This window comes from Streptomyces sp. PL-25, assembly GCF_058344915.1.
The window spans coordinates 7071685-7088050 of sequence record NZ_CP136997.1 but is presented as its reverse complement, the minus strand read 5'-3'; the positions used below and the strand labels follow the sequence as shown (position 1 = coordinate 7088050).

At 76.3% G+C, this 16366-nt stretch carries 13 protein-coding genes and 2 pseudogenes; 8 read left to right on the top strand and 7 right to left on the bottom strand.

Annotated elements, in window-relative coordinates; genetic code table 11:
• Nucleotides 1–12: 12 nt before the first annotated feature.
• The 4 genes and pseudogenes from R4Z62_RS31300 to R4Z62_RS31285 form a co-directional block, all read left to right on the top strand.
• Nucleotides 13–837 (top strand): annotated as a pseudogene (locus R4Z62_RS31300) (serine/threonine-protein kinase); the annotation flags it as partial.
• 1228 nt (nt 838–2065) lie between these two features.
• Nucleotides 2066–2794 (top strand): DUF4232 domain-containing protein, encoded by a 729-nt coding sequence (locus R4Z62_RS31295; RefSeq protein WP_491521563.1) that lies wholly within the window; start codon nt 2066–2068, stop codon nt 2792–2794.
• A gap of 91 nt (nt 2795–2885) precedes the next feature.
• Nucleotides 2886–4136, top strand: coding sequence for an SLC13 family permease (locus R4Z62_RS31290; RefSeq protein ID WP_355479137.1), 1251 nt, complete (start codon nt 2886–2888; stop codon nt 4134–4136).
• A gap of 30 nt (nt 4137–4166) precedes the next feature.
• Nucleotides 4167–4733 (top strand): universal stress protein, encoded by a 567-nt coding sequence (locus R4Z62_RS31285; protein ID WP_491521562.1) that lies wholly within the window; start codon nt 4167–4169, stop codon nt 4731–4733.
• A gap of 30 nt (nt 4734–4763) precedes the next feature.
• Here R4Z62_RS31285 and R4Z62_RS31280 read toward each other — a convergent pair whose 3' ends face one another.
• The 4 genes from R4Z62_RS31280 to R4Z62_RS31265 all read right to left on the bottom strand — a co-directional run bounded on the left by R4Z62_RS31280 (nt 4764) and on the right by R4Z62_RS31265 (nt 7980).
• Nucleotides 4764–5732, bottom strand: coding sequence for an aldo/keto reductase (locus R4Z62_RS31280; RefSeq protein ID WP_491521561.1), 969 nt, complete (start codon nt 5730–5732; stop codon nt 4764–4766).
• 156 nt (nt 5733–5888) lie between these two features.
• Nucleotides 5889–6449: a flavoprotein gene (locus R4Z62_RS31275; RefSeq protein ID WP_382849471.1), complete on the bottom strand. Its 561-nt coding sequence runs from the start codon at nt 6447–6449 to the stop codon at nt 5889–5891.
• Nucleotides 6450–6540: 91 nt separating this feature from the next.
• The gene (locus R4Z62_RS31270; protein ID WP_037890264.1) at nt 6541–6759 is read right to left on the bottom strand and encodes a ferredoxin; all 219 of its coding nucleotides are present in this window, start codon (nt 6757–6759) and stop codon (nt 6541–6543) included.
• A 12-nt stretch (nt 6760–6771) separates the two neighbouring features.
• A complete protein-coding gene (locus tag R4Z62_RS31265) occupies nt 6772–7980 on the bottom strand; it encodes a cytochrome P450 (RefSeq protein WP_064536762.1) in 1209 nt (402 codons plus the stop codon).
• 293 nt (nt 7981–8273) lie between these two features.
• Between R4Z62_RS31265 and R4Z62_RS31260 the strand changes: the two are divergent.
• Nucleotides 8274–8905 (top strand): annotated as a pseudogene (locus tag R4Z62_RS31260) (lysine transporter LysE); the annotation flags it as partial.
• A 329-nt stretch (nt 8906–9234) separates the two neighbouring features.
• Nucleotides 9235–9684 (top strand): nitroreductase family deazaflavin-dependent oxidoreductase, encoded by a 450-nt coding sequence (locus R4Z62_RS31255; protein WP_064536761.1) that lies wholly within the window; start codon nt 9235–9237, stop codon nt 9682–9684.
• 108 nt (nt 9685–9792) lie between these two features.
• On the opposite strand, the gene R4Z62_RS31250 is transcribed toward R4Z62_RS31255, so the two are convergent.
• Nucleotides 9793–10821: a cation diffusion facilitator family transporter gene (locus R4Z62_RS31250; RefSeq protein ID WP_491521950.1), complete on the bottom strand. Its 1029-nt coding sequence runs from the start codon at nt 10819–10821 to the stop codon at nt 9793–9795.
• 141 nt (nt 10822–10962) lie between these two features.
• Here R4Z62_RS31250 and R4Z62_RS31245 point away from each other — a divergent pair, with 141 nt between their 5' ends.
• Both R4Z62_RS31245 and R4Z62_RS31240 read left to right on the top strand, forming a co-directional pair.
• The gene (locus tag R4Z62_RS31245) at nt 10963–11985 is read left to right on the top strand and encodes a glutathione S-transferase family protein (RefSeq protein ID WP_385501282.1); all 1023 of its coding nucleotides are present in this window, start codon (nt 10963–10965) and stop codon (nt 11983–11985) included.
• Nucleotides 11986–12066: 81 nt separating this feature from the next.
• A complete protein-coding gene (locus R4Z62_RS31240; protein WP_018570017.1) occupies nt 12067–12366 on the top strand; it encodes a DUF4235 domain-containing protein in 300 nt (99 codons plus the stop codon).
• 43 nt (nt 12367–12409) lie between these two features.
• Here the strand turns inward: R4Z62_RS31240 and R4Z62_RS31235 are convergent, their stop codons facing one another.
• Together R4Z62_RS31235 and R4Z62_RS31230 are read right to left on the bottom strand one after the other, a co-directional pair.
• Nucleotides 12410–14542 carry an ABC transporter ATP-binding protein gene (locus tag R4Z62_RS31235; protein WP_491521560.1) on the bottom strand — a complete coding sequence of 711 codons (2133 nt, stop codon included), beginning with the start codon at nt 14540–14542 and terminating at the stop codon, nt 12410–12412.
• Nucleotides 14539–16263 carry an ATP-binding cassette domain-containing protein gene (locus R4Z62_RS31230; protein ID WP_491521559.1) on the bottom strand — a complete coding sequence of 575 codons (1725 nt, stop codon included), beginning with the start codon at nt 16261–16263 and terminating at the stop codon, nt 14539–14541. The genes R4Z62_RS31235 and R4Z62_RS31230 overlap by 4 nt, the downstream gene beginning before the upstream one ends.
• Nucleotides 16264–16366: the final 103 nt, after the last annotated feature.

Sequence of the window (16366 nt, the reverse complement as noted above, 5' to 3'; positions counted from 1 at the left end):
CATGATAGTGCCATGCACTCCGTCGGACGGATCGGCCGCTACCGGCTCGAACGGCGCCTGGGAACCGGCGCCTTCGGCACGGTGTGGCTGGCCCACGACGACGAGCTGGACGCGCCGGTCGCCGTCAAGGTCCTCGCCGAGAACTGGGCGCACCGCCTGGATGTGCGCGAGCGGTTCCTGTCCGAGGCACGGCTGCTGCGCAAGGCGGGCTCGCCGCGGGTGGTGCAGGTCCACGACATCGGGGAGCTGCCCGACGGCAGGCCGTATTTCGTCATGGAGTACGCCGACGCCGGCACGCTCGACGACCTGCTCGGCGCGGGGCCGCTGCCCGTGCCCGAGGCGCTGCGGCTGACCGCGCTGGCGGCGCGGGGCGCGCACGCGCTGCACGAGGCGGGCATCGTGCACCGGGACGTCAAGCCGAGCAATGTGCTGCTGCGCACGGCCCGCGACGGCTCCCGGCGGGTGCTGATCGCCGATCTGGGGCTGGCCAAGACGCTGGCCGAGGCGTCGGGCCTGACCCTGGCCGCGGGCTCCGCCGGCTACCGGCCGCCCGAGCAGGCCGAGCCGGGCGCGGGCATCGACGCGCGGGCCGACGTCTACAGCCTGGGCGCGGTCGGCTACCGCCTGCTGACGGGCACCGTACCGGCCGCCCCGGGCCGCGTCGTGCCGCCCGAGCACCTGCGCCCCGGCCTGGATCCCGCCGTCTCCCGGACCCTCCTCCGCGCCCTCGCCCCGGACCGCGAGCAACGCTGGCCCACCGCCGAGGCACTGGCCCGGGAACTGGAGCGGACGGCGGAGGCGGACGACGCCGCCGAGGAGCCGCGACACGCCCGGCCGGGCACGGGCACGGGCGGGCCGACGGGTGCGGCGGAGCCACGGGCCGCGGCGGGCGCGGCGGGCCCGGCGGGACCGCCTGCCCCGGGCGGGCCGGGCCCCGCTGCGGCGGAGGACGCGCCGGGCACCGGCGACGCGGGAGAAGCGCCGGGCACCGCGACGGCGCCCAGGGCGTCGGGTCCGGCGGGTACGGGCGGTGCGCCGCGCACGGCCCGTACCAGTTCGACGCCCGGTACGGGCGACGCGGGCGCGGCGGCCCCGGCAGGAGCACCGGCCGTGGGCGCGGCGGGTCCGGCGCGCACGGAGAACGCGCCGGGCTCCCGGGGCGCGGCAGCGGCACCGGACGCGGCGCGGGCGCCGGGGATCGCGGGCGCGACGAGCGGTACGGCGAGCGCGGGCGACGCGGACGCCGTAAGTGACGCGGCCGGTGCCGACCGCGCTGGGGGTCCGGCCGGTACGGGCAGCGCGGGCGGCACGGGCGACGCGGGCCGCCCGGTCCGGCGGCGGCGCAGGGCGGTGGCGCTGACGGCGGCCATGGTGCTGGCGGCGGTCGCCGGGGCGGGCGTGGCGCTGGCGCTGACGTTGCGGGGCGACGGGCCCTCCGAGGTGCGGGTGGCGGACGCGACCGGGCGGGTGGAGGTGCGGGTGCCGACGAGCTGGGGGCGGCAGCTGCGGGACTCCGGCTGGGACCCGGCGTCGCTCGGGCTGCCCGCCGGGCACGAGCCGGGGCTCGCGGTCGCCGGTGACCTGGTGGACTGGCCGGACCTGGACACCGAGGTGAGCGGCGTGTTCGTCGGGCTGAGCGAGCGGGGCGACGTGAGTGCCCGGGTGGCGGCCGCGGACCATCCCGGCTGCCGCTACGAGGGCGGCCGGGCCTACTCCGACGGGCGGTGGCGGGGCCGGGTGCGCACCTGGGGCGGCTGCCCCGGCGCGGGCGCCCTCACCGAGGCCGCGCTGGTTCCGGCCGGTGGCGCCGGACGGCCGCAGGTGTATGTGCAGATCCGCGGGCGCGAGGGCGACGGCACGACGGACCGCATACTTCGCTCGCTGCGGGTCACCTGATCCCGTACGGGTGAACGCCGTGCGGGCCGGCGGCGGGAAGAACCCTCCGGGAGGAATCCGCGGGAACCGCGAACTTTCCGGCCGGTCCGCGCATCGGACCCTCATGTCGGCGCACGAGGCGCCGGACGCACGCCCCGAGCGCGTGCGACGAATTCCAGGAGTGTGGAACATGGCGCACACGACCCCTTCCCGTCGCCGGGCCCTGTTCGCGGGTTCGGTGGCCGTCCTCGGCCTGCTGACCGCCTGCGGCAACGCCGACGGCTCCTCGGCCGGACCGCAGAAGGTGCCGGGCCCCGCCGCACCCGCGACCGGCGGCACCACGACCGGCACCGCGCCCACCACGAGCGCCCCGCCGCCCGGTGACACCACTGCCGCGCCCGGCCAGGGCACCACGCGGCCCGCCGCCCCCGCGACCAGCGGCACCACCGCGGCCGGCCGCAGCAGCAGCGGCGGCGGCGGGACGGACACGGCGGCGCGCAGCACCCGCTGCCACACCTCCGAGCTGAGGGCGACGGTGGGCCGCAACGACCCGGGCGCCGGGCAGGAGAACTTCCCGGTGGTCCTCACCAACAGCTCCGGCCGCACCTGCACGGTGCACGGCTTCCCGGGCGCCGCCTTCGTGGACTCCTCCGGGCGGCAGCTCGGCCCGGACCCCAAGCGCAACGGCGGCTCCGCCACGACGGTGACGCTGCGGCCGGGCCAGAGCGCCTGGGCGGGCCTGACGTTCTCCAACCCGGAGGTGAGCGGCGCGAAGACCGCGACGCCCGCTTCGCTGATCGTCACCCCGCCCGACGAGCGCGACCACCTCACCGTGCGGTGGACGGCGGGCCGGGTCCCGGTGGGCGGCAACTCCTCCTCGGTGTTCCTGACCGTGCTCAGCCCCGGCACCGCGCCCTGACACGACCGGCGGCTCGCACGCCCGCGCGGCACGGCCACGGCTGTTTGCTTTGATGTGCGAGCACCGTTGATCGCGTCCGGAGGACCGAGTCCTGAACACCCCGCTGGCGGAGACCCTGTCCGTCGTCCTGCTCGTCGCCGTCCTGGCCTGCGCCGTCGTACGGCCCTTCGGCTGGCCCGAGGCGGCCGTGGCGGTCCCCGCCGCCGGGGTGGCCGTCGCCACCGGGGCGATCCCGCTCGACCACGCCCGCGCCGAGGTCGAGCGGCTGGGGCCGGTCGTCGGGTTCCTGGCCGCGGTGCTGGTCCTCGCCCACTTCTGCGACGTCGAGGGCCTGTTCCGGGCCTGCGGGGCGTGGATGGCCCGCCGGGCGGGCGGCCGCCCGGTGCGGCTGCTGACGGCGGTGTTCGCGCTGGCCTCGGCGATCACGGCCGTACTCAGCCTGGACGCCACGATCGTGCTGCTGACCCCGGTCGTCTTCGCCACCGCCGCGCGCACGGGGATGCGGCCCAAGCCGCATGTCTACGCCTGCACACACCTGTCCAACACGGCGTCGCTGCTGCTGCCGGTGTCCAATCTGACGAATCTGCTGGCGTTCGCGGCGAGCGGGCTGAGCTTCACCCGGTTCGCCGCGCTGATGGCGCTGCCCTGGCTGGCGGCCATCGGCGCCGAGTACGTCGTCTTCCGCCGGTTCTTCGCCCGTGACCTGGCGGCGTCGGCGCCCGCCCCGGACCCGGGCGACGCGCCCGCTTTCCCGGTGTTCGCGCTGGTCACGGTGGCCTGCACGCTGGCAGGTTTCGTGGTGACGTCCGCGTTCGGCGTCGCCCCGGCGTGGGCGGCGCTGGCGGGCGCGCTGGTGCTGGCCGGGCGCGCGCTGGCGCGGCGCGAGGCGACCGCGGTGAGCGTGGTGCGGGCCGCCGCCCCGGCGTTCCTGGCGTTCGTGCTGGCCCTCGGCGTCGTGGTCCGCGCGGTGGTCGACAACGGGCTCGCCGACGCGCTGGGGCACCTGCTGCCCGGCGGCACGGGGCTGCTCGCGCTGCTCGGCACCGCCGCGCTCGCCGCCGTCCTGGCGAACCTGATCAACAACCTCCCGGCGGTGCTGGTCCTGCTGCCGCTGACCGCCCCGGCCGGTCCCGGCGCCGTCCTCGCCGTGCTGCTCGGCGTCAACATCGGCCCCAACCTGACGTACGCCGGTTCGCTGGCGACCCTGCTGTGGCGGCGGATCGTGCACCAGCACGACCACGGGGTGGATCTGAAGGAGTTCACCCGGCTCGGGGCGCTGGCCGTGCCCGCGGCGCTGGTGCCCGCGGTGGTGGCACTGTGGGGAGCGCTGCTGGTGCTGTGAGACCGGGGAACGGCTGAGGGAGATCGGCGTATGCGAGTGGTCGCCTGGCTGGTGGAGGGCACCTGGCCCGCCTGTGTGGACGCCGTGCGGGCCCATGCGCCCGACACGGCGGAGGTGGTGCTGCTGCATGTCAGCGGGGCCGACGTGCCCGGTGTGGCGCACGGGGCGTTCGCCGGGCTGCTGGGCCGGGGCCACCGCGAGCGGGACCCGGGCGAACGGCTGACGCGGCTCGGCGACGCGTCGGCGGCGGGACTGCTCGACGCGGCGGCGGCCCGGCTGGGGCGGCCGTGCACCCGGACCGAGCGCGCCGGACGGGTGGAGCGCGAGGTGGTGGCCGCCGCCGAGGACGCCGATCTGCTGGTGCTGGCCCGCGACGGGGACCGCGCCCGGCTCGGCCCGCACAGCCTGGGTCCGGCGGTGCGGTTCGCCGTCGACCACGCCCCGTGCCCGGTGCTGCTGGTGTGGCCGGAGGCGGCCCCGGACCTCACGACGCTGCCGCCCCCGCCACCGCCGCACCACCCGGGGCCTCCCCCCGAGGCCCCTCCCCCGCCGGAGCCGCCGGATCCGCCGGATCCGCCGGATCCGCCACGGCCGTAGGAGCCGCCGTAGCCCGGGAGCCGTCGGGCGTCAGTGGCCGCTGACCTCGTGCGGGGTGTAGGGCCGCGTCAGCTCCTCGGTCTCCTTGTCGCTCAGTTCGAGGCCGACGGCGGCCACCGCGTCCTCCAGGTGCCCCGGCCGGGACGCGCCGACGATCGGCGCCGTCACCGTGTCCTGGTGCAGCAGCCAGGCGAGGGCCACCTGGGCGCGCGGCACCCCGCGCTCCTGCGCGATGCGGGTGACCGCCTCGACGACGGCCCGGTCGCCCTCCTGGTAGAGGCTGCTGCCGAAGGCGTCGGTGGCGCTGCGTCCGGTGCCGGTGCCCCAGTCCCGGGTGAGGCGGCCCCGGGCGAGCGGACTCCAGGGAAGGACGCCGACGCCCTGGTCGGCGCAGAGCGGCAGCATCTCGCGCTCCTCCTCCCGGTACAGGAGGTTGTAGTGGTTCTGCATGGAGACGAAGCGGGTCCAGCCGTGCGCCTGCGCGGTGTACTGGGCCTTGGAGAACTGCCAGGCGTACATCGAGCTCGCCCCGATGTAGCGCACCTTGCCCGCCTTGACCAGGTCGTGCAGCGCCTCCATCGTCTCCTCGACGGGCGTGTGCGGGTCCCAGCGGTGGATCTGGTAGAGGTCGACGTAGTCGGTGCCGAGGCGGCGCAGGCTGTGGTCGATCTCGGTCATGATCGCCTTGCGGGACAGTCCGGCGCCGTTGGGCCCCGGCCGCATCCTGCCGTGCACCTTGGTGGCGAGCACGATGTCCTCGCGGCGCGCGAAGTCCTTGAGCGCCCGGCCGACGATCTCCTCGCTGGTGCCGTCGGAGTAGACGTTGGCCGTGTCGAAGAAGGTGATCCCGGCCTCCAGCGCCTGCCGGATCAGCGGGCGCGACGCCTCCTCGCCGAGGGTCCACTCGTGAGTGCCGCGCTCGGGATCGCCGTAGGTCATGCAGCCCAGACAGATCCGCGACACGTCCAGACCCGTCGAACCGAGCTTCACGTACTGCATCGTTGCTGCTCCCGTCATCGGGGTGGTTGCCGGAGAGAGCGTAGGCCGTGAAGGATCTCCGCGGCCTCGGGGACCGGATGCCGGACCGGTGCCGGGGCGGACCACCGGCCGGACGCGCTCCGATGCGGTGGGTGCGGTCGTACGGGGCCGCGGGGGTCAGACGGCCGGTTCTCCGGCGGGTTCGAGCAGGTCGAGTACCCGCTCCCAGGCGAAGTCGGCACGGGTGCCGTCCGCGCCGGGCATGCCGCTGTACGGATCCCCGAAGCGGACGCCCATCGCGCGCAGGCGCGCCAGGCTCTCCCGGTAGGCGGGGTGGTCGGCCAGCGCGTCGGCCACGCAGGGCAGCACGGCGACCGGGACGCCCAGGCCGTACGCCTCGCACAGGGTGGCCACGGCGAGGGTGTCGGCGATCCCGGCGGCCCACTTGTTGACCGTGTTGAACGTGGCGGGCGCGACGGCCACGGCGTCCGGCGGCGGGAAGGGGCGCGGGTCGTCCGGGGTGCGCCAGCGGGAGCGGACCGGCCGGCCGGTGCGCTCCCGCACGTCGTCGGTGTCGAAGAAGCCGCTCATGGCGACCGGTGTCGCGATGACGCCGACCTCCCAGCCGCGGGTCCGCGCGGCGTCCACCAGGGCGCCCACACCCGAGGCGACACCGGCGGCGCAGACGACGACGTAGAGGAAGGGTCTCCCCGGTGCTGCTCCGGCCTGTTCGGTCACGGACGGCACCCTACCGCCGCGCCGCGGGCCGCAGCCCGGCCGTGCGTCCTCCCGCCAGCCGTCCCCGCCGCCGGTGCCCCCACCGCTCGTGTCACCCGGTGGCGCGCGCCGCCCCGTCCTTCTCGGTCACCGTGATCGCCGAGACGGGGCAGGCGCGGGCGGCCTCCTTGACCATGGGGTCGCCACCGCCGTCCTCCCGGCCGGGGAGCAGGGCGCTGAAGCCCTCGTCGTCCTGGGTGAACACTCCCGGGGCGGCCAGGGCGCACTGCCCGGCGCCGATGCAGCGGTCCTTGTCGATGTCGATGCGCATGAGAGCAGCCTCTTACCAGGTCACGGGGAGTTCCAGCATTCCTTGGATCGTGTCGCCGGGTTTGAAGGGGATCTCCTCGGGCGGCGCGGCCAGCCGGAGGCCGGGCAGCCGGGCCAGGAGCGAGCCGAGGGCGATCTCCAGTTCGGCGCGGGCGAGGTTCTGGCCGAGGCACTGGTGGATGCCGAAGCCGAACGCGACGTGATGGCGGGTGGTCCGGTGGAAGTCGAGGTCGTCGGGGCCCTCGAAGTGGGTGTCGTCGCGGTTGATGACGGAGGTGGAGAAGACCACGCCCTCACCGGCCCGGATGGTCTGCCCCGCGATCTCGATGTCCTCCTGGGCCTGGCGCAGCAGCCCGTCCGCGATGGACAGCATCCGCATCAGCTCCTCGACGGCGGCCGGCAGCAGCGCGGGGTCGGCGCGCAGTTCGGCGAGCCGCTCGGGGTGCTGGAGGAGCGTGAAGGTGCCCAGGGAGATCATGTTGGCGGTGGTCTCGTGGCCCGCGATGAGCAGGATGATGGCCAGCGAGACGAGGTCGGCGCGGTCCAGTTCGCCCTCGCCCAGCCGCTGCTGGACCAGTTCGTCCAGGACGCCGTCGCCCGGTTCCTTCTGCTTGCGGTCGACCAGGTCGCCGAGGTACGCCTCCAGCCGGTCGCGCGCCTCGATCACAGCGGCCATGTCCGGGCCGCGCAGCAGCCGTCGGGACTGCTCCTCGAAGAACTCGTGGTCGGCGTAGGGGACGCCGAGCAGTTCGCAGATCACCATGGAGGGCACCGGGAGGGCGAAGTCCCGCACCAGTTCGGCGGGCGGGCCCAGGGTGGTCATCCGGTCGAGCAGCCCGTCCACGATGCCCTGGATGCGGGGGCGCATCGCGGTGGCGCGCTTGAGGGTGAAGCTGGGGATCAGCATGCGCCGCTGGACGCGGTGCTCGGGGTCGTCGACGCCCAGCAGGGCGGTCTTGCGCTCGCGCGCCACCTGGAGCCGGGGAGCGGTGAGCGGGAATCCGTCACGGGCGCGGTCGCTGGACAGACGCGGGTCGGCCAGCAGTTCACGGGCGACGGCGTGCCCGGTGACGGCCCAGGCCGGGCTGCCGTCGTAGAGGGTGACGCGGGCGAGCGGCGCGGACTCGCGCAACGGCTCGTAGCCCGTGGGCGGGTGGTAAGGACAGGTGCGGTCCTGCGGGAACGCCACGGAGTGGGGGGTTTCGATGGTCGGGTCCGGCATGGAAGACCTCGCAGACGAAGGATGCGTCGTGCCGATCTTCATTAGATGCCTGAGGCATCTATGGTGCGACGCGAAGTTCGGCCACATCGGCGAAAGCCCGTATCTGGCCGGGAAGTACCTCTTCCGCCCGGTGCCGCGCTGACGTCCTTCCATTGTCCTCCTGCGGGCCGGGCGGGCACGATCCGGGCATGTCCGCGCTCGTCGTGCTCCCGCTGCCGCAGTCCGCCACCGCCCCCGCGGCGGGGCGCCGGACAGCAGCCCGGCAGTCCCCCGAGGCCCGGTCCGCCGCGGTCATGACCGCCGCGTTCGCGGCCGGGCCCGCCGCGGGCCCCGGCATCGTGGTGCCCGTCGGCGCCCGCGGGGGCGCACCTGGTCGCGCTCACCGCCCGTACGTCCCTGCGCACCGGCGTGTGCGCCGCGCTCGGCGTGGCCTGCGCCGACGGGCTGTACGCCCTGCCGGCGGCGGTCGGCGGCGCGGCCCTGGCCGGCGTGGTGCTTCCGGTGCCGGCGCCGCTGCGCCGGACGTCGGCCGCGGTCTCGCCACCCCGGCGGTACGGGGCGCGGTCACCGCGCTGCGCCGGTACCGCGGGTCCGGCGCGGCCGTCCGGGCGGTGCCACCCGCCCCCGGGCCCGCGCGGGCCTTCCTCGGCATGCTCGGCCCCACCCTGCTCGATCCGGCCACGGTCGTCCGCTTCGCCGCCCTGGTCCTCGGCGGCGCGGGCGCCGGGGACGGGGCACCGGCCGCACGGCAGGCGCTGTTCGTGACGGCGGCCTTCCTGGCGCCGCCCCCGGCCGGCAGGTGCTGCCCACCGGGGGCGGCGCGCCGCTCGGCAGGGCGCTGACGGGCCGGCGGGGGCGGCTGGTGACGGCGCTGGTGCCCGGCACGGTGATCACGGCGCCGGCGGTGCGCACGGCGTGGCCGCCCCGAGCGCGCCCCGGGCCGCCGGTGACCGGTCGGGGCCGTCCCGGGCCGCAGGCGGGCGCGGGGGCGGGTGTGCCCGTGCCCGTCGGGGCGCGGACCCGGGCCGTCCCGCGCCATGACCTGCGGCGCGGACCTGGCGTGATCCGGACGTCCGGCCGTCGCCGCCGTCCGCCGGATCACGCCGGGGGCCACGGCGCCCGCCCCCGTCTGCGAAGATCCGTCCGACCGGGGTGTCCGTGCCCCGGAACGCGGTAGGGATGATGCGCACGGCAGCCGTCGCGGCGGTGCCGTGCGGGCGAGAGAACCGACCGAGCGAGGAGAGGACCGACGCCATGCCTCTTGAGGGCGAGTACGAGCCCAGCCCGACCCAGTGGGTGCGGGAGCAGGTGGAGTTGTACGAGAGTTCCGGCGGCACCGAGGGGACCACGCTCCGGGACACGGGGCTGCCGGTCATTCTGCTGACCACGCGGGGCGCGCGCAGCGGGAAGCTCCGCAAGACACCGCTGATGCGGGTGGAGCACGACGGGCGCTACGCCGTGGTGGCCTCGCAGGGCGGCGCTCCCAAGCACCCGTTCTGGTACTTCAACCTGCTGGCCGATCCGCGGGTCGCGCTGCGGGACGGCCCGGTGGAGCGGGACATGACGGCCCGTGAGGTCACCGGCGCGGAGAAGGCCGAGTGGTGGGAGCGGGCCGTCGCCGCGTTCCCGCCCTACGCCGAGTACCAGGAGAAGACCTCGCGCGAGATCCCCGTCTTCGTGCTGGAGCCGGCCGACGGCCACTGAGCCGGACGGCCGGGCACACCCAGGGGCCCGGCCGCCCCTCGGTGCGTCCGTTCCGGGCGGATCCCGGCCCCGGAGGCATGGAGGGGGCACGCGGCGGGCACCCGTCTCTCAGGCCCCGCCGCGTTCCCCCGTCGCGGCGGGGCCCTGCTCTGCCGCGACGGCGGGACTCTGCTCCGCCTCGGCGGCGGGGCGGTCGGTCACGTCGAGGAAGATCTGGTCCGCCTCGGGCACGGTGTGCGCGATGGACCGCTTGATGCGCACCGCGACCTCCTCGACCCGCTCGCTGTCCATGCCGGGCGCCAGATCCACCCGGGCGGCCACCAGGACGGAGTCGAGACCCAGCTTCATGGTGAGCAGCGCCTCCACGCTGTCGATCTCCGGCTGCGCGCGCAGCAGGCTGCGGATGCGCCCGGCGAGTTCCGGGTCGGCGGCCTCGCCGATCAGCTGGTCGCGTGCGTCGCGGCCCAGGCGGTAGGCGACGTAGACGAGCAGCGCGCCGATCGCCAGCGAGGCGGACGCCTCCCAGACGACCTGGCCGGTGGCCATGTGCAGGGCCATGCCGGCGATGGCGAGCGTGACGCCCAGCACGGCGGTGCCGTCCTCGGCGACGACCGTGCGCAGCGCGGGGTCGCGCAGCCCCGCTGCGCCGCCCTGCCCGCGCACCTGGAGCAGCGCCCGCAGCAGGGAGGTGCCCTCGGCCAGGAGCGCGACGCCGAGCACGACCAGGCCGACCACATAGCCGGAGAACGTCTCGTGGGCGCCGTTGCGCAGGGCCTCGACGCCCTGGAAGAAGGAGAAGCAGCCGCCCATGACGAAGATGCCGACGGCCGCGAGCAGCGACCAGAAGAACCGCTCCTTGCCGTAGCCGAAGGGGTGGCGCCGGTCGGCGGGGCGGCGGCTGCGGCGCAGCGCGGCCAGCAGGAAGATCTCGTTGAGGCTGTCGGCGACGGAGTGCGCCGCCTCCGAGAGCAGGGCCGGTGAGTGCGCGATCAGGCCGCCGACGGCCTTGGCGACCGCGATGACCAGGTTCGCCGCGAGCGCCACCAGCACGGTGACGCGGGTCTTGCGGTCGGCGGCCGGTCCCGGCCCGCCCCCGGCCGCACGGCTCGCTTCCGCCTCCGCCTCGGCTCCCTTCATCTCCGTACCCGTCCCGGCCGCGTTCTCGGATGTCCCGCTCACGTTCGCCGAATGCCCCGGTCGGTGGGTGTCACACCGTGCCGTCGGCGGATTTCGGGGAACGTGTTCACCAGCACGCCTCGACGGCAGGGAGGACCGGGCATGAGCGACGGGGACGACGACGGCAACCGTTCCTACGGCCACAAGAAGTTCAAGCGTTCGAAGAGTCATTTCGCCGACCGGATCACCGCGGACGGCCGGGACGGCTGGCCGGTGGCCGCCGGGCGGTACCGGCTGGTGGTCAGCCGTGCGTGCCCCTGGGCGAGCCGGGCGCTGGTGTCGCGTCGGCTGCTCGGTCTGGAGGACGCCCTGTCCCTGGCCGTCGTCGACCCGATCCAGGACGACCGCAGCTGGCGTTTCACGCTCGACCCCGGCGGCCGGGACCCGGTCCTCGGCATCCGCTTCCTCAGCGAGGCGTACGACCGGCGCGAGGCCGGGTACCCCGGCGGGGTGAGTGTGCCCGCGGTGGTCGACGTGCCCAGCGGCGAGCTGGTCACCAACGACTATCAGCAGATCACCCTGGACCTGGCCACCGAGTGGACGGCCCTGCACCGGCCCGGGGCGCCCGACCTGTACCCGCGGGCCCTGCGCGACGAGATCGACACGGTGATGGGCGAGGTGTACGAGGACGTCAACAACGGCGTGTACCGCGCGGGTTTCGCCACCGGCCAGGAGGAGTACGAGAGGGCGTACGAGGGAGTGTTCCGGCGTCTTGAGCTGCTGGCGCGGCGGCTGGCCGGGCAGCGCTATCTCGTGGGCGACACGATCACCGAGGCGGACATCCGGCTGTTCACGACGCTGGTCCGCTTCGACGCCGTCTACCACGGGCACTTCAAGTGCAACCGCTGGAAGCTGGCGGAGAACCCGGTGCTGTGGGCGTACGCCCGCGATCTCTACCAGACGCCCGGTTTCGGGGACACGGTCGACTTCGACCACATCAAGCGGCACTACTACCAGGTGCACACGGGCATCAACCCGACCGGCATCGTGCCGCTCGGGCCCGACCTGTCCGGCTGGCTCACGCCGCACCGGCGTGAGGAGCTCGGCGGGCGGCCCTTCGGCGACGGTACCCCGCCGGGGCCGGTGCCGGAGGCGGAGCGGGTGCCGCCCCGCGACCGGCCCTGACCCGGAGAGACCAGAAGTCGTAGAACCCGTAGACCTCGTAGAACTCGTAGAAGTCCGAGAAGTCCGAGAAGGAGGACGAAGGTGGCCAAGAAGAAGAACAAGCTCCCGCTCGCCTACCAGCCCGTGGGGTTCGTGCTGGGCTGGGTCGGCGGCGCCGTGGCCGGGAAGGTGTTCCGCACGGCGTGGAAGGCGTTCCGACACGAGGACGACGCCCCCGACGCGCTCGACGAGAACCGGCACTGGGGCGAGATCCTGCTGGCCGCCGCGGTGCAGGGCGCCCTGTTCGCCGTGGTGCGCAGCACCGTGGACCGCGCGGGCGCCCAGGCCATCGCGCGCTCGACCGGGGTGTGGCCGGCCAAGGGCGGCGAGGGCCGGGAGTGAGCCGCGCCGGCCCGGGTGCGCCACCCGGCCCGGCGCCCCGCCCTCACTGCCGGCCGCGGGCCCACGACTCCCACAGCCGGGCGTAGGCGCCGCCCGCGGCCCGCAGTTCACCGGGCCGGCCCCGCTCGGTGACGCGGCCGTCCTCCATCACCAGCACGGTGTCGGCGGTGGCCGCCTGGGAGAGGCGGTGGGCGACGACGACCGCGGTGCGGCCCTCGGTGACCGCCAGGGCCGCGCGGTCCAGGGTGCGGGCGGTGTCGCTGCCCGCCTCGGCCGTCGCCTCGTCCAGCACCACCACCTCCGGGTCGAGCAGCAGGACCCGGGCGAGGGCGAGCTGCTGGGTCTGGCGGGCGGTGAGCCGGACGCCGCCGCGGCCCACGACGGTGCCGGTGCCCTCCGGCAGCGCGGCGGCCCAGTCCGCGGCGCCCACGGCGGTCAGCGCGGCGTCCAGCGCGCTGTCCGGGGCGTCGCGGGACGCGAGGCGGAGGTTGTCGGCGAGGGTGCCCGGGAAGAGGTGGTGCTCCTGGGTGACCAGGGCGATCCGCCGGTCGCCGTCCGCTCCGGGGCGGGCGAGGTCTCCGGTGGGTACGCCGTCCAGCGTGACGCTGCCCGCGGACGGCGGACGCGTCCCGGCGATCAGCGCCGCCAGCGTCGACTTGCCCGAGCCGGTCGCGCCGACCACGGCCAGCCGCCGGCCGGGGCGGAGATCGAGGTCGATGCCGTGCAGGACGTCGGGCCCGTCGCCGTAGCGGTGGCGGACCCCGCGCACCACGATCCCGGTGCCCGGCCGCGGCCCCGGCCGGGACGGGCGCGCGCCGTGGACGGGGTCCGGGGTGTGCAGGGTGACGCCGACGATCCGGGCCAGCGCGGCGGTCGCCCGCTGCACGCTGTCGAAGGTGCCGAGCAGGATGTTCACGGGGTCGAACAGCCCGGCGAAGAACAGGGCGGCGGTGGTCGCGGCGCCGATGTCGGCGTGGCCGGTGCGCACCAGCCACCAGGCCGCGAGCAGGACGGCGCTCAGTCCGAGGAACTCGGCGAGGTTGAGCCTGCCATAGAAGCGGGTCGCCGCCCGCGCCGCCCGGAACTCGTACGCCATCGCGTCCCGCGAGGCCGCCGCCACCCGGGCGTGCCGCCCCGGCCCCAGGCGCAGGGCGCGCAGGGTGGGCAGCGCGGTGAAGGCGCCGAGCAGGGCGGAGGCGCGGCCTCCCTCGGCGGTCCTCCCGGCGGCGTAGAGCGGCCGGGAGGTGCGCAGGTACCAGCGCAGCGTGTACGCCTGGAGGGGCACGGCGAGCAGTCCGGCGACGGCGAACCGCCAGTCCAGCGCGGCCAGTCCGGCGAGGGCGGCGAGGATGGTCAGCGCCGCCGCCGCGAAGTCGCCCAGGGCTCCGGAGGCGGCCTCGGAGACACGGTCCGTGTCGCCGGAGACCCGCGCCACGAGGTCGCCGGTGCCGCCCGCCTCCACGGTGTCCACGGGCAGGACCAGCGCGGCGGCGACCGCGTCCTCGCGCAGCCGTCCCGTCACCGTCAGCACGACCCGCGCCAGCAGGACGGTCGCGGCCCATCCGGTCAGCGCCCCCGCCACGGCGGCGCCCGCCAGCAGCCCGACCGGCCGCACCAGCGCACCGGGGCCCCGGTGGTCCGTCACGGCCTGGGTGATCCACCCGATCGCGACCGGCCCCGCCAGGCTCAGACAGCTGTCGAGCACCAGCGCGGCGAGCGCCGTCCACAGCGCCCCCCAGCGCCCCCGCAGAGCCCCCCGCAACCGCGCCCGAGTCTGCCGCCCGGTGGCCACCGGCAGGAGCGAGGGCACGCCGTCCGGGTCGGCGGGCGAGGGCTCGGGCGAGGCCTCGGGCGGAGGTACAGCCCGGGGTGCGGCCGGGGCGCCGCCGGGGGCAGCGGCGGGAGCCACGGCCCGGCCGCCGCGTGGTGTGTCGGCCGGGGTGCCGGGTGGAGCCTCGGTCGGGGTGCCGGGTGGAGCCTCGGTCGGGGTGCCGCAGGAGGCGTCGTCCGGGGTGCCGTCCGGGGCTTCACCGGACGGGGCCTGGCGAGGGGCGGCCGGGGTCTCGGCCCGGAGGCGGTCCGGGGCCCCGGCCGGGGCAGCGGCCAGGGCTTCGCCCGACGCGTCGGCCGGGGCACGGCCCGGGGCAGCGGCCGGTGTGGCGTCCGGGGTCGTCATGAGGTCGCCGTCCGCTCGGGTGTGGGGAGGTGGACGACCTGGTCGCAGCGGGCGAGCCAGGACGGGCTGTCGGTGATGACGAGGGTGGTGCGGCCGGTGCGTGCGCGGCGTACGCGGTCGGCGATGACGTCCTCCGTCGCCGCGTCCACGGCGGTGGTCGGGTCGTGCAGCACCAGCACCGGTGAGCGGGCGGCGAGCGCGCGGGCCAGGGCGACGCGCTGGCGCTGGCCGCCCGAGAGGGTCTCGCCGCGGTCGCCGACCCGGGTGCGGGCGCCGTGGGCCACGGCGCCGAGGACCTGGTCGGCGCGGGCGGCGCGGGCCGCCTCGGCGACGGCGGCGGTGTCCTCGGTGAGGGCGGCCAGGTTGTCGGCGACGGTGCCGGGCAGCAGCACCGGTTCGTGGTGGCAGACCAGGAGGGCGGTTCGGAGCGTGTCCAGGGCGAACCGGTCCAGTGCGGTGCCGTCGAGCAGGATCCGCCCCTCCCCGGGGTCCTCTTCGCGGGCGAGCAGCAGGGCGACGGCGTCCGCGTCGGCGGGGTCGGCGCAGACCAGGCCGGTCATCCGGCCCGCCTCGGCGGTCCACCGGGCGCGGCTCCCGCCCGGCAGCGGTACGCCGTGGAAGGCGACGGCGGGCGCTTCGCCCACAGCACCGGCCACAGTGCCGGGCGCAGTACCGGCCGCGGTCGGCTCCGTCACGGCCGGGGGCGCGGTGAGCACCTCGTGGACGCGGGCGGAGGAGGCGAGGGCGCGGACGTAGCGGGCGTGGGCGGTGGCGGCGACGCGCATCGGACCGCTGACGAACCGGGCGAGGCCGAGAGCGGCGATCAGCGGGCCGAGACCGATCCGGCCGTCCAGGGCGAGGGCGCCGCCGAGCGCGGCGACGGCCGCCAGATAGAGCCCGGTGAGCAGGACGCCCACCGACACGAGTGCGCCCTCGGCGGACACCGCACGCCGGGCCGCGCCCACGGCGTCCCGGCTGACCCGGGCGTAGTCGGCGGCGACGGCGCGCTCGGCGCCGATGCCCCGGAGCACCCGCAGCCCCCGCACCACGTCCTCGGCGAGCGCGGTGGCCCGCGCCTGGAGGGCCTGTTCGGTGCCGCTGGTGCGGTGCAGGGCGTGGGAGAGGCGGTTCTGCGCGAGCAGGACGGCCGCGGTGCCCGCCACGACGAGCGCGCCGAGCCCGGGGTGGATGCGCAGCAGCAGCACCGTGGAACCGAGCAGGACGACGACCGCGGCCACCGTGCCGGCGAGGGTGCCCGCGAAGGCGCCCACCCGTTCGGCGTCGCCGGAGGCCCGGCTGAGCAGGTCGCCCGGCACCAGCCGTACCCCGCCGGACGGGTGCAGCACCCGTTCCGTGAGGGTCATGCGCAGCCGGTGCTCGGTGTGCTGCCGCACCCGGACGGCCGCCCGCGCGCCGAAGCGGTAGGACAGGGACAGCATCAGGAAGTCCGCCGCCAGCAGAGCGAGCCAGCAGGCCGTCGAGGCGGGGGTGCCGGACCGTACGGCCCGGCCGACCGTGGCGCCGACGAGCACCGGCACCAGCGCCTCGCCCAGTTGGTGCGTGCTCAGCAGCACCGCCGCCAGTACCAGGTCGCCGCGGCGCTCGCCCACGGCCCACCGCAGCAGCGCCCGGGGTGAGGCGCAGGACGCGGGGGACGGTCCCGAGGGCTCCGAGCGGCGGTCGGGCGGACGGCGGGGCGGAGCGGGGGCGGCTGCGGTCACCCGGCTACGTTAGGGTCACCTTACTTTTGTCGTAAACGCAGCAGGGCGCCACCGTATGTCGCGCATCGGCCACGGCCGACGGCGGCGGGGCGCGCACCGGGCA

Excerpts from the sequence above, each read along its gene's own strand:
- R4Z62_RS31295 (WP_491521563.1), top strand. The coding sequence starts at position 2,066 with ATGGCGCACACGACCCCTTCCCGTCGCCGGGCCCTGTTCGCGGGTTCG.
- R4Z62_RS31285 (WP_491521562.1), top strand. The coding sequence starts at position 4,167 with ATGCGAGTGGTCGCCTGGCTGGTGGAGGGCACCTGGCCCGCCTGTGTG.
- R4Z62_RS31280 (WP_491521561.1), bottom strand. The coding sequence starts at position 5,732 with ATGCAGTACGTGAAGCTCGGTTCGACGGGTCTGGACGTGTCGCGGATC.
- R4Z62_RS31270 (WP_037890264.1), bottom strand. The coding sequence starts at position 6,759 with ATGCGCATCGACATCGACAAGGACCGCTGCATCGGCGCCGGGCAGTGC.
- R4Z62_RS31265 (WP_064536762.1), bottom strand. The coding sequence starts at position 7,980 with ATGCCGGACCCGACCATCGAAACCCCCCACTCCGTGGCGTTCCCGCAG.
- R4Z62_RS31255 (WP_064536761.1), top strand. The coding sequence starts at position 9,235 with ATGCCTCTTGAGGGCGAGTACGAGCCCAGCCCGACCCAGTGGGTGCGG.
- R4Z62_RS31250 (WP_491521950.1), bottom strand. The coding sequence starts at position 10,821 with ATGAAGGGAGCCGAGGCGGAGGCGGAAGCGAGCCGTGCGGCCGGGGGC.
- R4Z62_RS31245 (WP_385501282.1), top strand. The coding sequence starts at position 10,963 with ATGAGCGACGGGGACGACGACGGCAACCGTTCCTACGGCCACAAGAAG.
- R4Z62_RS31235 (WP_491521560.1), bottom strand. The coding sequence starts at position 14,542 with ATGACGACCCCGGACGCCACACCGGCCGCTGCCCCGGGCCGTGCCCCG.